Source organism: Metabacillus litoralis (genome assembly GCF_003667825.1).
GTDB classification, from domain to species: Bacteria; Bacillota; Bacilli; order Bacillales; family Bacillaceae; genus Metabacillus; species Metabacillus litoralis_B.
Genome location: NZ_CP033043.1, coordinates 965,641 through 980,342, shown reverse-complemented (window position 1 = coordinate 980,342; position 14,702 = coordinate 965,641). Strand labels below are relative to the sequence as shown.

At 35.6% G+C, this 14,702-nt stretch carries 12 protein-coding genes; 1 reads left to right on the top strand and 11 read right to left on the bottom strand.

Features of this window, described 5'->3' with window-relative positions:
- Positions 1 to 227: 227 nt before the first annotated feature.
- Positions 228 to 773 carry an outer spore coat protein CotE gene (cotE, locus tag D9842_RS04590; RefSeq protein ID WP_121661481.1) on the bottom strand — a complete coding sequence of 182 codons (546 nt, stop codon included), beginning with the start codon at positions 771 to 773 and terminating at the stop codon, positions 228 to 230.
- A gap of 337 nt (positions 774 to 1,110) precedes the next feature.
- On the opposite strand from cotE, the gene D9842_RS04585 reads away from it, so the two are divergent.
- A complete protein-coding gene (locus D9842_RS04585) occupies positions 1,111 to 2,343 on the top strand; it encodes a cation:proton antiporter (protein ID WP_121661480.1) in 1,233 nt (410 codons plus the stop codon).
- 40 nt (positions 2,344 to 2,383) lie between these two features.
- On the opposite strand, the gene D9842_RS04580 is transcribed toward D9842_RS04585, so the two are convergent.
- From D9842_RS04580 to D9842_RS04535, 10 genes are all read right to left on the bottom strand, one after another.
- Positions 2,384 to 2,821: a regulatory iron-sulfur-containing complex subunit RicA gene (locus D9842_RS04580; RefSeq protein ID WP_121661479.1), complete on the bottom strand. Its 438-nt coding sequence runs from the start codon at positions 2,819 to 2,821 to the stop codon at positions 2,384 to 2,386.
- Between the two features lies 1 nt (position 2,822).
- On the bottom strand, positions 2,823 to 4,349 hold the full coding sequence (gene miaB / locus D9842_RS04575; protein ID WP_121661478.1) for a tRNA (N6-isopentenyl adenosine(37)-C2)-methylthiotransferase MiaB: 1,527 nt from the start codon (positions 4,347 to 4,349) through the stop codon (positions 2,823 to 2,825).
- Between the two features lie 178 nt (positions 4,350 to 4,527).
- The gene (locus D9842_RS04570; RefSeq protein WP_121661477.1) at positions 4,528 to 6,687 is read right to left on the bottom strand and encodes a DNA topoisomerase III; all 2,160 of its coding nucleotides are present in this window, start codon (positions 6,685 to 6,687) and stop codon (positions 4,528 to 4,530) included.
- 261 nt (positions 6,688 to 6,948) lie between these two features.
- On the bottom strand, positions 6,949 to 8,124 hold the full coding sequence (locus tag D9842_RS04565; RefSeq protein WP_121661476.1) for a glycine C-acetyltransferase: 1,176 nt from the start codon (positions 8,122 to 8,124) through the stop codon (positions 6,949 to 6,951).
- A 62-nt stretch (positions 8,125 to 8,186) separates the two neighbouring features.
- The gene (tdh, locus tag D9842_RS04560) at positions 8,187 to 9,227 is read right to left on the bottom strand and encodes an L-threonine 3-dehydrogenase (RefSeq protein ID WP_180320414.1); all 1,041 of its coding nucleotides are present in this window, start codon (positions 9,225 to 9,227) and stop codon (positions 8,187 to 8,189) included.
- A 208-nt stretch (positions 9,228 to 9,435) separates the two neighbouring features.
- Positions 9,436 to 10,305 (bottom strand): 2-oxoacid:ferredoxin oxidoreductase subunit beta, encoded by an 870-nt coding sequence (locus D9842_RS04555; protein WP_121661475.1) that lies wholly within the window; start codon positions 10,303 to 10,305, stop codon positions 9,436 to 9,438.
- 1 nt (position 10,306) lies between these two features.
- Complete coding sequence (locus D9842_RS04550) at positions 10,307 to 12,043, bottom strand: 2-oxoacid:acceptor oxidoreductase subunit alpha (RefSeq protein WP_121661474.1); 1,737 nt, start codon at positions 12,041 to 12,043, stop codon at positions 10,307 to 10,309.
- A gap of 202 nt (positions 12,044 to 12,245) precedes the next feature.
- Positions 12,246 to 13,169, bottom strand: a complete 924-nt coding sequence (locus D9842_RS04545) for a dipeptidase (RefSeq protein WP_121661473.1) — start codon at positions 13,167 to 13,169, stop codon at positions 12,246 to 12,248.
- A 134-nt stretch (positions 13,170 to 13,303) separates the two neighbouring features.
- Positions 13,304 to 13,564: a stage V sporulation protein SpoVS gene (gene spoVS / locus D9842_RS04540; RefSeq protein WP_003181955.1), complete on the bottom strand. Its 261-nt coding sequence runs from the start codon at positions 13,562 to 13,564 to the stop codon at positions 13,304 to 13,306.
- Between the two features lie 315 nt (positions 13,565 to 13,879).
- On the bottom strand, positions 13,880 to 14,674 hold the full coding sequence (locus tag D9842_RS04535; protein WP_121661472.1) for a TIGR00282 family metallophosphoesterase: 795 nt from the start codon (positions 14,672 to 14,674) through the stop codon (positions 13,880 to 13,882).
- Between the last annotated feature and the right edge of the window lie 28 nt (positions 14,675 to 14,702).

The window sequence follows — 14,702 nt, the reverse complement described above, 5'->3', positions numbered from 1 at the left end:
CTTAAAATACGATTATCGTCAGTAATGGTGAAAATTAGCCTTTTTCAACAAAGTACATTATAGCATAAATCGACAATTTCTAGTGAAAATAGCAAGATGGAAATTTACGTTACTAACATAAATATAGAAGGTAAATCAAGTGGAAAGGAGATTTTGATGGGATTGCATGAGGTTAGAGGAAATCTTGTACTCTGAAATAAAAAAACTAGGAGGTTGCTTCCCCCTAGTTACTCTTCTACATCTCCAACTAAAAACTCAGGATTCAAGTCTTCAAACTCATCTTCTAATTCTTCTTCCCAACAATCATCATCATCATCGCAGCCTTCTGGATTAACGTGTACACATACTTTCGTTTCACCGATAACCTCTGCAAGATGCTCGCGTTCCGCTTGAACAATAATTTTATTTCCGTTTGGTGAAATTGTTACTTCTAAACAGTTTGGTTGTTGAAGAGCTTTACAAATTACTTCATGTTCATCATCAATAAAGTTATCATCTTTATATCTAAGCTTAATCACATCTACATAATCTACACGTTCTGTAACCACTTCTGTTTTTGTGTTTTCGTTGTAAGAATACCAAACATTAATATCATAAGTACCTTCAACTTCAACTGTTTTACCTTTCTTATGCGCATCATAGTTATGGTTAATAATCCAACCACCTAAAATGCTCGCAGGTTTTTGCGATGGTGAAATCGTATGTGTACATTGTGAAAATTTACGTCCTTTTGCAACAACTGCTTTTGTAATAATCTCTCTGTATTCAGACATTCGAGCATACCCTCCTCAATGAATCTTCATTTAATCCTATGCTAGGCTAGTAACATATGTGCTAATTAATTAAATGAATTTATGACATGTTACGCCAATACATGTAACGTATAGTACATTGTATGCTGGGTTCACAGAATATGTGCCTAAAAAAGTAAAAAGGTGCATGTGTAAGTCATACAATAATTGCCTAAGTTTCTTTTTAGCGCCTTTATCATCTAAAACAAATTTAAACTTTACTCTCAACTATGTTATTTTTCCGTGTTTAACGGGAAAGGTAAAAAAGTCATTATTTAGTTGAGTGTTCAAAAAAATCTATGTGAAACCGGAGGAAGATATGCACTTCTTCAATGAAATTTTTATACAAATTCTTATATTACTTGCAATATCAATTGCTGTTATAGCCATTGCGAAGCTTGTAAAGCAGCCATATTCAATTGCTTTAGTGTTAGTTGGACTTTTCCTAGGTCTAACAGATATTCCAATTATTGAGGAAGCTGAGCAGTTTATTACACAATCAAATGTGTTTCAGGCAATAATTATTTCATTGTTTTTACCTATCTTATTAGGAGATGCTACTTTAAAGCTAGAATTTTCTTTACTAAATAACCAACGAAAACCAATCCTGGCTCTTGCATTTGCAGGGACATTATTATCGTTTTTATTAATTGGTTTAGGGTCATACTACATAATCGGTTTACCTTTAGTTGTAGCATTTACATTCGCTGCATTAATGAGTGCTACTGACCCAATAAGTGTGTTGTCCATTTTTAAGACTCTCGGCGTACCAAAGAACCTTGCGATTACGATCGAGGGTGAATCCTTAGTAAATGACGGAATTGCGGTTGTTTTATTTCAGATTTCAACCATCTATTTAATATCCTATATAGAAATGGGTATTACAGGCATTGGAGCAGGTATCTTATTGTTTCTTAAATTTAGTATTGGCGGATTATTGGTCGGCTTATTATTAGGCTTTTTATTTAGCCAATTTTTAAGGCCTTTTGATGATTACCCGTTAGAAGTGGCGTTTTCGATTTTATTATTCTTTGGTTGTTATTTTATTGCAGAGCACTTTCATGTTTCAGGAGTTATTGCCGTTGTGGTAGGAGGATTAGTTTTCGGAAGCTATGGCTCAAAAATTGGGATGTCAGAACAGACAAAAACGAATATAAACACATTTTGGGATAGTATTACACAAATCGCAAACTCACTTATTTTTCTAATGATCGGTCTTGAAATAAGAAATATTGATTTTAGTCAGAAATGGGGAATGATTTTCTTAGCTATTATCATTGTCATAGTAGGCCGAGCAATAGCCGTGTATACTAGTACAGCTTTTGGATCGGGCTTATCAAGCAAAGAGAAGCATATAATTAATTGGGGTGGATTAAAAGGAAGCCTTTCAATAGCACTAGCTTTAAGTCTTTCACCAGACTTCGAGGGAAAAGAAACAGTTTTATTATTAACCTTTAGTGTTGTGCTTTTTTCCTTACTGATTCAAGGGCTATCCATCAAACCTCTTATTGTAAAACTTGGAATGATTTCATCGCAAAGAAAAGACATGTAAAAAGGCAATCGGTTCTTTCAACCGATTGCCAAAGTTTAAGTTATGAACAGCTACTGCCGCCTTTAGAGCTTCTTACTTTCGAACCAGTTTCACCTGCTAAAAGGTCACCACCAGTTGAAGTAATGATTTCATTTGTTACTTTATTTGAAATTGTATGAGAAACTAGTTGAAGCAAGTCATTTACTTCAATTTGGGAATCTTTAAATTCTTGTATAATTGGAATTTCATCAAGTTCACCTTGAATTTTGTCAATTTTCTCTTCTACTTGCTTTAACGCTTCATGTTTACCATAGTGTTGAAAATTAACTGCTTGTTTTTGTAAGCTTTTGATACTCGCGATCATCTCACGAACTTTTTGATTTTCATTAAGCTGAGCTTCCGCACGTTTAAAGAAATCAACTTCTTTGGATTCTGAAATCATTTGTGCAAGTTCTCGGGCTTTTACTACGATATCGTCTTTCGTATATACTTTTGTCATCTTAATTCACCTCAACCGCTTCTTCTACCATTTCTCCATCTAGCGTCCATGTTTTAGCTTTTATGATTTTCACTTTGACAATTTGACCAATTGCCGATTTTGGTGCTCTAAAGTTAACAAGCTTACTTTTTTCTGTGTACCCTGCAAGAACATCTGGATTGTTTTTGCTCTCACCTTCAACAAGCACATTCACAATCTGACCTTCGTATTCTTTTAATTTTTTTGCAGAAGTTTCATTTACAATTGCATTTAAACGTTGAAGGCGTTCTTTCTTAACCTCCATTGGTACATTATCTTTCATTTTTGCTGCTGGTGTGCCTTCACGTGGTGAGTAAATGAACGTATAAGCACTATCAAATTCAACCTCACGATAAAGTGAAAGTGTTTCTTCAAATTGTTCTTCCGTTTCATTCGGGAAACCAACAATAATATCTGTTGTTAAAGAAGCGTTTGGCATTGCTTCTTTAATTTTACGAACTAGCTCTAAATAGCTCTCACGTGAATATTTACGAGCCATAATTTTCAATATTTCAGAGCTACCTGATTGAACCGGTAAATGAATATGATCAAGAAGGTTACCGCCTTTAGCTAACACTTCAATTAGATGATCATCAAAGTCACGAGGGTGACTTGTAGTAAAGCGAATACGAGGAATATCAATCTTATGAATTTCGTCCATTAAATCGCCTAAACCATATTCTATATCCTCGAAATCCTTACCATACGCATTAACGTTTTGACCAAGAAGCGTAATTTCTTTATAGCCTTGTGCAGCTAAATGGCGTACTTCCTGGATAATTTCTTCAGGACGACGGCTACGCTCTTTACCACGTGTATAAGGAACGATACAATACGTACAGAACTTGTCACAGCCATACATAATATTAACCCATGCTTTAATGTTTCCTTTACGGACTTTTGGAAGATTTTCAATAACATCTCCCTCTTTTGACCATACTTCAACAACCATTTCTTTTGAGAGATAAGCTTCATTTAAGATTTGTGGTAAACGATGGATATTATGTGTACCAAAAATCATATCAACAAAAGGATGTACCTTAAGAATACGATTCACAACCGATTCCTCTTGTGACATACAGCCGCAAACACCTAATAGAAGATCTGGTCTTTCTTTTTTTAATGTTTTTAAGTGTCCTAATTCACCAAACACTTTGTTTTCTGCATTTTCACGAATAGCACATGTGTTTAAAAGAATCACGTTTGCATCTTCCACACCGTCTGTTGGCTCATAGCCCAATGCCATGAAAATCCCTGCCATTACCTCTGTGTCATGCTCATTCATCTGACAGCCATATGTGCGAATATAAAACTTACGGCCTTGTCCCATTCCTTTAAATTCTTCTGGAATCGAAAATCCATCATATTTTACATCTTCTTTTCCACGCTTCTTCGCATCTTTTAGAGAAGGCGGCATATATACGGCTTGGAAATACTGGCTGTAGTCCTTTTCGGATTTTTTGTCCGATGGGTTTACTTGAGTACTTTCCTTACGCTGTTGTTCATTCATTATGCAATTCTCCTTTCAAATTGCGCTTATTATAATCTTTTAAAAAGGCAATTCTTCATTCACTAACTTAAAATATATAGAAACATACAACTTAATAGTATATCGATATTAGCGTTAGAACACAATCTTTTAACCATACTGTAAAGAATTGTACATGTTTTTGTGACAAAATGCGAATCTATTTTTTTACATTCGTATCTTCAAAGAGGAATTGTACTTTGTTGTCCTTCCATTCAAGCCTTGCATCAAAGGTTTTATCCCCCTTTTTAAACCCTTTAATAACATTGGACTGACCTTCACTTAACAATTTTTGAGCATTTGCTTGTGAGACTTTTTTACCAAGTATCTTTTTCGAAATTGTAAATTTGCATTGATTAGCTTTGTAGTTTGAACAGCCGTAGAACTCTCCTTTGTCAACTACATTTCCATCACAGAACTTACATTTACCTATTTTCTTTCCTAAAGAATATTTAGAAGATGTTCTCTGAATTGATTCTACTTTTAAACCTTCAAAACTCCAACTTGCAGAGATTTCTATAGCATCCGATACTATTTTAGTCGACAATTTTTTTGTCTGCTCCATAAAAACAGATGGTGATGCCTGACCTTCTCCAATTTCTGATAAGCGTTGTTCCCATTTTGCTGTCATTTCAGGTGAAGCCAAAATATGATCTCCTACTGCTTCAATAAGAACTTTTGCTTTATCTGTTGCAAATACTTGATTTCTTTTAATCTCGATATATTTACGATCTTTTAGCATTGTGATAATTCCAGCTCTTGTTGCTTCAGTTCCTAAGCCTTCTACCTTACTTAGTACTTTTTCGAGTTCATCATTCTCAAGATATTTACCAGCAGTTTTCATTAAGGTAATTAATTGTCCCTCTGTATATCGTTTTGGTGGCTGGGTTTTTCCTTCCTTTGTTTCAACCTTATCAACATGTCCGGAGTCTCCCTTTTCAAGGTTGGGTAAAATCTCATCCTTATCCTTGTCATTTTGATAGATGACTTTACGCCAGCCTTCTTGAATTTGCTGCTTCCCTTTTGTTATAAATTCTGCACGTCCATCAACAAGGGTTGTTAAGGTAGAATAATCAAAAATTGCCTTTTCATAATGGGCAGCGATTAGCCTTCTCACAATCATGTCATAAATTTTTTCTTCATCAGAAGAGAGCTTTTTAGGGTCCCTAACTTGCTCAGTTGGGATAATTGCGTAGTGATCAGTTACCTTTTTTTCGTTCACATAACGAGGGTTTTTTACTATTGTTGAAACTGGCAAAGGAAAGAGTTCTTTATATTGATCAAATCCACTTAGCTTCTGTAGAATCTCTGGAAATTGTTCCGCCTCTCCCTCTGTTACATACGTTGAATCACTTCGTGGGTAAGAAACGATTCCCTTTTGATAGAGTGATTGAACGATATCTAATGTTTTCTTAGGCGAAAACTTAAATGCTTTGTTTGCTGTTGCCTGTAAAGAGGACAAATTAAAAAGCATAGGTGGTTGATATTCTTTTCTTTCAGTTATCAAATCTTTAATTTCTGCAGGTTTCCCGGTGCAAAACACCGCTATTTTATTCGCTAGTTCCTTATCCATCACACGTGTTTGCTGATCTTTATGCCATTTCCCTTTATATTTCTTACCGTTAATGTTAAATGTTGCAATAACCTCCCAAAATGGTTCAGGTTTAAAAGAATCAATTTCCTTTTCTCTTTTAACAATCAGTGCAAGTGTAGGAGTCTGAACTCTCCCCGCTGAAAATACATCATTCATACCACGTTCTTTCAGCAATAAAGAATATACTCTAGAGGCGTTCATTCCAACGAGCCAATCTGCACAGGCACGAGAATAAGCCTCATAAAAGAGATTTTTTGTTTTTTCATCGTCTAATAACTGACGAAATCCCGTTTGTATAGCAGCCGGTGTTAATGAGGAGATCCATAATCTCTTTATTGGCATTTTTACACCTGACAAATTGATAATATTTCTGACAATTAACTCCCCTTCACGCCCAGCATCACCCGCATGAATGATTTCTGTTACGATTGGATTGTTTAATAACTGTTTTATAATATAAAACTGTTTTGATTTTGATTTCGTTACTTCGTACTGAAACCTTTCTGGAATAATAGGTAACATTGAAATAGACCACTTTTTCCATTCTGGCTTATATGCTTCTGGATTACTTAATTGCGTTAGGTGACCTATAGCCCACGTGAAATAAGCACCTTCTGGAAACAGATCATTAGGTTTCACCTCAAAATAACCGTCCCGCTTTACTCTTTGAAATTGTGCACTTAGGGTCGAAGCTTGGTCAGGTTTTTCAGCTATAATTATTTTCATTCTTTCTCACCTTGCATATTTAATCTATTATTTTTCTATTTCCTTCTTAGTCTAGTTTACTTCATTTTTTTCTTTCTGAAAAATGGCAGAAAATAAAGTTTTTATACTTTGTGGTGCCTGTCACTACCCGATTTTTGCTGAACCATGTCGATTACAAAAGGTTTTAGGTGTACTCTATCCAGACTTTAGTCCGATTTTTTAGTGTAAATATGCGCTGACAAACAAAATACAGCACTATACATAGTGCTGTAAAAGAAAGATTTAGATAATCTTTAATTCTTTTCCCGCTTTCTCAAAAATACTGAGAGCCTCTTCAAGATCCTCTATTGAATGTTCTGCTGTAACAATTGTCCGAACGCGCGCGTGACCTTTAGCCACAGTAGGAAAAGCAATCCCTTGAGCAAATACACCATACTCTAGCAATTTGTCAGAAAATCTGTGTGCTAATGCCTCATCCCCAACAATTATCGGCGTTATAGGAGTATCACTTTTCCCAGTGTTAAATCCAAGTTTCGCCAAACCATCTTTAAAAGTCCTTGTATTTTCCCACAGTCTCTTAATTAATTGTGGTTCCTCTACTAAAACATTTATCGCTTCCATGCATGCGGCTGTAACTGCAGGTGGATGAGATGTACTAAATAAAAATGGTCTGCCTTTATGAATTAAATACTCAATAAGTGTTCTTGGTCCAGCTACGTAACCTCCCAAAACACCTATAGCTTTACTTAACGTTCCCACTTGTATATGAACACGCCCATCTAAGCCAAAATGGTTAACCGTACCTCGCCCATTTTCTCCTAATACCCCTGAAGCATGTGCATCATCAACCATTACCAATGCATGGTATTTTTCTGCTAGGTCTACAATTTTAGGTAAAGGGGCAATATTACCATCCATGGAGAATACGCCATCAGTCACAATAACACGTACTCTATAATTCTCTGATTCTTTTAGTGCTCTTTCAAGGTCTAACATGTCTACGTGTTTATAAACCTTCCTAGCAGCCTTCGTTAACCGAATACCATCAATAATGGAAGCATGATTTAATTCATCTGAAATCACAACATCCTCATTAGTTAAAATAGAAGAAAGTACCCCTTGATTAGTTGTAAACCCGGATTGAAAAACTAATGAAGATTCAGTATGTTTGAATTCAGCAAGTTTTTCCTCTAACTCTTTATGCATAGTAAAAGTACCAGCAATCGTTCGCACTGACCCTGTTCCTGCCCCATAGTTTTCAACAGCCTTAAGTGCCGCAGAGCGTAAGCGAGGATGCGAAGTTAATCCTAAATAATTGTTTGAAGACAACTGGATAACTTTTTTACCATTAATTACCACTCTCGATGATTGGTCAGATTCTAAAGGTATTAATTGACGAAATGTTCCCTGTTTCTTCATTTCTTCTAACTCTAATCGCAAAAACTCAAAACCGTTCATTTTAATCTCCTCCTGTAATTTAGTTATAAATACTTTCATTGTGAAATTGTAAGCACTTTCATTTATGGGTGTAAAATTACTTTTCCACAATTACCATCCATCATTAACTCAAAACCTTTTTCATATTGCTCTAAAGAAAATCTATGTGTAATAAGTGATTTTACATTGACCTGTCCTGAATGAATTAAAGCGGAAACTTGCTTCCATGTTTCAAACATTTTTCTCCCGGTTATTCCTTGAATCGTTATCCCTTTAAAAACAATATCATTTGTAACATCAAATTCGACTGGTTTTGTAGGTAAACTTAGAATCGACACGCGCCCTCCATTTGTTACCATTTTAAACCCCTGGTTAATTGCAACAGGCTGACCTGACATTTCACATACAACCTCTACTCCATGACCATAAGTTAATTCATATACAACTTGTAAAGGATCTTGGCATTTCGAATTCACAATTGTCGTTGCACCGAGTTGTTTTGCTAGCTGTAATCGATATTCATTTATATCTACCGCAATGACCTGAGCTGCACCAGCAGCTTTTGCTATTCCTACAGCCATTATTCCAATTGGGCCACACCCGATAACAGCAACTGTTTTACCAATTACATCGCCTGCTAACACGGTGTGAACAGCATTTCCCATTGGTTCCTGAATAGAGGCAAGATCATATGGCATATCTTTAGGATTTTTCCATAAGTTTGTTGAAGGCAGCGCAACAAACTCTGCAAAACACCCTCCAGTATCAACACCAATGATTTTAGTAGCATTGCAAATATGTGCTTTACCCGTTAAACACTGCGGACATTTTCCACAGACTAAATGTGTTTCCGCGGAAACAGAATCACCCACTTTAACATTTGTCACTTTATCTCCAATCTCAACAACTTCTCCAGAAAACTCATGACCAAAAATATAAGGTGGATTTACTCTACTTGCTGACCACTCATCCCATTTATAAATATGAACATCAGTCCCACAAATTGATGTTGCTTTTACTTTAATTAATACTTCATTTTCTGAAATTTGTGGAATGGTTACCATTTCTAACTGTGCCCCGTATCCTCTATGATGTTTTATAAGCGCTTTCATTTTTCCGTTCACAGTGAACACCCCTTAATTACAAAAGCATATTTAACAACATTTTAACATGTGATATTTTTTTGTAAACATCAGCGTCCGTACACAGTGGACGATTGGCTGCTTATAAAATAAAATATTAAATATGATTCATTTTACCTAATTCTTCCTCAATGATTTTTTTATAGCAAAAAAGAGGACTGCATAATAAAATCAGTCCTCTCTTAAGTCACTACATAAATTCCGCTAACATTTTATTAAATTCTTCCTCATCTATTGTTAAATCAGCTTGAGAAAGAGGTGTTTCACTATACCCATTAATACTTTCTTGATAAGATTTTTGTTCTGTATTTTGATAGATTAAACCCGTAACCAATCCATTATGCTGCATAAGAGTTTGCATCGCCACTTCTTTATTATGTGGGTCATACCCTTCTACATTTGAAAGCTTTGTTAAATTCTCTTTAAACCAATCGTACGTATTTACTTTATTATACGTTACGCAAGGACTGAACACGTTAATTAACGAAAATCCTTTATGATTAATACCTGCTTCAATTAATGCTGTTAAATCTTTAAGGTCTGTAGAGAAGCTTTGTGCTACAAATGTAGCACCAGCTGTTAAGGCCATTTCCATAACCGATAATGCAGATTCAATTGAACCTTGTGGAGTGCTCTTCGTCACAAATCCAGCATCACTTCGAGGAGAAGTTTGTCCTTTTGTTAATCCATAAATTTGGTTGTCCATGACAATATAAGTAATGTCAATATTACGACGAATAGCGTGAATAGTATGACCCATTCCAATTGCAAATCCATCGCCATCTCCACCAGAGGCAATAACAGTCAAGTCTTTATTTGCCATTTTAACACCTTGTGCAATTGGTAAAGAACGACCATGAATTCCGTGGAATCCATATGAATTAATGTAACCTGAAATACGCCCTGAGCAGCCAATACCAGAAACAACTGCAAGCTCTTCAGGCGTTAGTCCAACATTCGCCGCTGCACGTTGAATTGCTGCTTGTACAGAAAAGTCACCACAGCCTGGACACCAGTTTGGTTTTACATTATTACGAAAATCTTTAAATGTTGCTGCCATGTTAGATCAACTCCTTGCTTCTAGTATGAATTTCATGAGGTAGGAATGGATTACCATCATATTTTAGTAAAGAAGAAATCTTATTCGCATATCCTACGTTCATTTTAAGAAGACTCGCAAGTTGACCTGTTGCATTATTTTCTACGACAATTACTTTTTTAGCCGCTTCAACTAATGGAAGGATTTCATCGCTTGGGAATGGATGAATAAGGCGGATTTGAGCGTGATTTACCTTTATTCCATCAGCTTCTAGACGCTGCATAGCTTCTTCAATAGTTCCACGTGTTGATAAATAACCTACGAGTAAAACATCAGGATTTTCATGCTGAACATTTTTATAAACAGGGTTATTAAATTGCATGTTATTAAGTTTTCTTAAACGTTTATCCATTTGAGCTACACGATTCAAAGCAGATTCCGATGGCTTACCTGTTTCATCATGTTCAACCCCTGTGACATGGTGAATTCCGTTTTTCACGCCTGGAATGACACGAGGAGAAACACCATCCTCAGTTACTTCAAAACGTTTAAAGTATGCTTTGTTTTCAACTTCTGGAAGCTCCTCTGCAACAAGCTTACCACGGCGAATTTCAATTTTGCTGTAATCTAGTGGTTCTACTGTTTGCTTCCCAAGAGAAAGCTGTAAATCTGATAATAAAATAACAGGAACTTGATATTCTTCAGCGATATTAAACGCTTCAATAGTATCGTAGAATGCTTCTTCAACTGTACTTGGAGCCATTACAACCTTCGGAATCTCTCCATGAGTACCATAAATCATAGCCATTAAGTCCGATTGTTCCTGTTTGGTTGGTAAACCTGTACTTGGACCCCCACGTTGTGTATCAATAATAACAAGTGGTTGCTCCGTCATACCTGATAGACCGATTGCTTCCATCATTAAAGATAAGCCAGGTCCTGCAGATGCTGTAAATGTACGAGCTCCAGCATAGTTGGCTCCAATTGCCATTGTACAAGCAGCAATTTCATCTTCTGTTTGAATAACCGCACCGCCGAACTTCGGTAATTTTTTAATTAAATATTCCATAATTTCTGAAGCAGGTGTAATTGGATATGCAGCCATAAAACGTGAGCCACCTGCAATGGCTCCTAAAGCGATCGCATCATTTCCAATCATAAACATACGTTTTTTACCGTCTGCCTTCTCTAAATAGAGATCCTGACGTTGGAACTCAAGTTGTTCTTTCAAATATTTTGCTCCATTTTCAATCGCCTGCATATTTTTCTCTACAATTTGTTCGCCTTTTCGGCCATAGATTTCATTTACAACCTCATGATATTGACTTGGTTCAATATCAAGTATTGCACTTGTTGCGCCAATAGCGACCATATTTTTCATTAAAGAAGTTCCAAGCTCTGTTGCAATTTCAGTAAAGGGAACTGAAAATAGAGTTATATGCTCATTTTCTGGAATAGTAGGATTAAATTTAGCATCTGCAAGCACAATTCCCCCTGCACGAAGTTCGTGGAAATTGACATCAATTGTTTCTTGGTCAAAAGCTACTAAAATATCAAGATCATCCGAAATTGCTTGAACTTTTGTTGTGCTTACACGAATTTTGTTATTGGTGTGACCACCTTTAATTCGAGAAGAAAAATGACGATAGCCATATAAATAATACCCTAGTCGGTTTAATGCAATAGAGAATACTTCACCTGTACTTTCAATTCCTTCTCCTTGCTGTCCCCCAACTTTCCATGAAAGTTGACTAATCATGTGTTTCTACACCCCTCATTTAAAGCAATATGTTTTATTATTCTATCTTTTTCACATTTCAATAACGTTCAGTTTTATAGAAATTTCTAAACTCTAGTGAAATTATTGGAATTAATACTAAACGTATTCAATTTTAGACCTAACAAGAAAAAATTACAAGACTTTACTCAAAAGTTTATCGAATTGAAAAAGCTGATTTTTATTAATATGAAACATGATTCACAAAATTTTGATAGATAAATTTTTCAACTAAAGATTCTGGATAATGACGTTGAAGCTCGTTGATAAATAGTTCATAACACAAGTAATTTTCAAGTCCTTCGATTGTTTGTTCTATTCCATCAAAGTCAGATCCAAACCCAATATGATTTTCTCCACCTAACGAACATAAATGATCTATATGCTTTAACAAGTCCTTAATCTTTGGTTGATCATGATTTGTCGTAAAAAAAGGAACAAATGTTATACCTATCATTCCGTTTTTCCTAAAAAGCGCAACAATTTGCTCATCCTTTAAGTTTCTTACATGTGGACAAAGATGATGAGTATTAGAGTGTGACGCAATCGGATAATCAGCTAAATCCAATCCCTCCCAAAAGCTTCTTTCACTTGCATGAGATAAATCTGTCCATAACCTTTTCTTATTTAAGAATGCGATAACTTCCCTACCAAAATTCGTTATACCTGCATTCCTTGTTTCTTGTGCACCATCTGCCACAAGATTTGCGTAATTCCACGTTAAGCCAACTGAACGAATTCCAAGTTCATACAATAATTCAAGATTTTCAAGCCGGTCACCGACTGCATCACAGCCTTCTAAAGTTAAAATAGCTCCTATTTCTTCCTCTTTTAAATGGTCGATATCTGATTTTGTTTTAAGCAATTTGACCTCATTAAACTCATTTAGAACTTTTTGATAAAAAATGTTAATTTGTTGCTGAGCCACATCTAGTTTATGAACAAATGGGACGCGTTCTGGTACAAAAATAGCAAAGCATTGTATTGGTTTTTCCATTTTCTTTAACTTTGAGATAGAAACATGTAACTTCTCATCTTCAGAAACATTTATAGTTGGGTCTTCCCATATCTTAAATAACATATCACAATGCGCATCAAATAGTGCCATGTATGATCTTCTCCTCTCGTACGTTAGACTAGTTTAATCTATTAATAGGATACAATGTAAAAAAAAAAACAGGGTTTGACTCCTATTGAGTCAAACCCCTATGTTACCTACAACTCTTCCATCATGAATGAAGCTTATCTTGGCTCCACAATGAGTTTAATAGCTGTACGTTCTTCTCCGTCTATTTGAATATCCGTAAAAGCAGGAATACATATTAAATCAACACCACTTGGAGCAACAAAGCCTCTAGCAATTGCTACAGCTTTCACTGCCTGATTAAGAGCACCAGCACCAATTGCTTGAATTTCAGCTGCACCTCTTTCTCTTAATACTCCAGCTAATGCACCAGCGACTGAATTAGGATTTGACTTTGCTGAAACCTTTAATATTTCCATTTCTAGTTCCCCCTTCATTTTCAATGAATCCTTGAGTGTTCATTAGAACAATCATTGGCATATCTTGTTTAAAAGGAGCTCCCCAACATTCCTTTTAAACAGTGTTAGTTATATATCCATTGATACTATATTCACTAGAGTTGGAAAATATTCCTGCTTGTTCGCACATTATTTCGAAAAATTCTAAATGTTATGCTACATTATGTAATTTGAAGAATCGTCTGAATGAAGTGTATTCCTTAATGACAATAGATCAACAATATTCCCACCCGTTCGTCTCCCACTCTCATTTCTTTCAATCATTTATGTTAATTGCTATTCAAAAAACATATGATCATCATTAATAAGAATTCTTTCAATTTTTGTAGCCTTGCCCGTTTTATCGTTAATATCAACCACAATGCCACTTAATTGGGTTCTACCATTAGCCACATCATGACGAACAGGTAGACCTGTAAGAAATCGTTTTAAAATCATTTCTTTATCTACGCCTAATATGCCATCATAAGGCCCAGTCATACCAACATCTGTAATATACGCTGTTCCTTTGTCTAAAACTCTATCATCAGCTGTTTGAACATGCGTATGCGTCCCAACAACAACTGATGCACGCCCGTCTAAATACCAGCCCATTGCCTGTTTCTCACTAGTTGCTTCTGCATGAAAATCAACAAAAATAATAGATGTACGCTTTTTGGCTTGTTCAATTAGCTCATCAGCCTTTTTAAATGGACAATCAGAAGGTGGCAAAAATGCACGGCCTTGCAAATTGATTACAGCTATCTCTTTTCCTGCAACATTTACATATACCATTCCTTTTCCAGGATTATTTTCTGGAAAGTTCGCAGGGCGAATCATATTAGGTGCTTTATCGATAAATTCAAAAATTTCACGATTATCCCAAGTGTGATTCCCCATTGTAATGACATGGGCACCAGCTTGAATAAACTGCTGATACATCTTTTCTGTAATCCCTCTTCCATGTGCAGCATTTTCTCCATTAATAATAATAGCATGTGGCTGATATTTTGTTTTCAGTTTAGGTAGGTACTCTTTAATCATATCTCTACCAGGTGAACCAAACACATCACCTATAAATAAAATTTTCATATGTACTTCCTTTCTCTCATCTTACTGT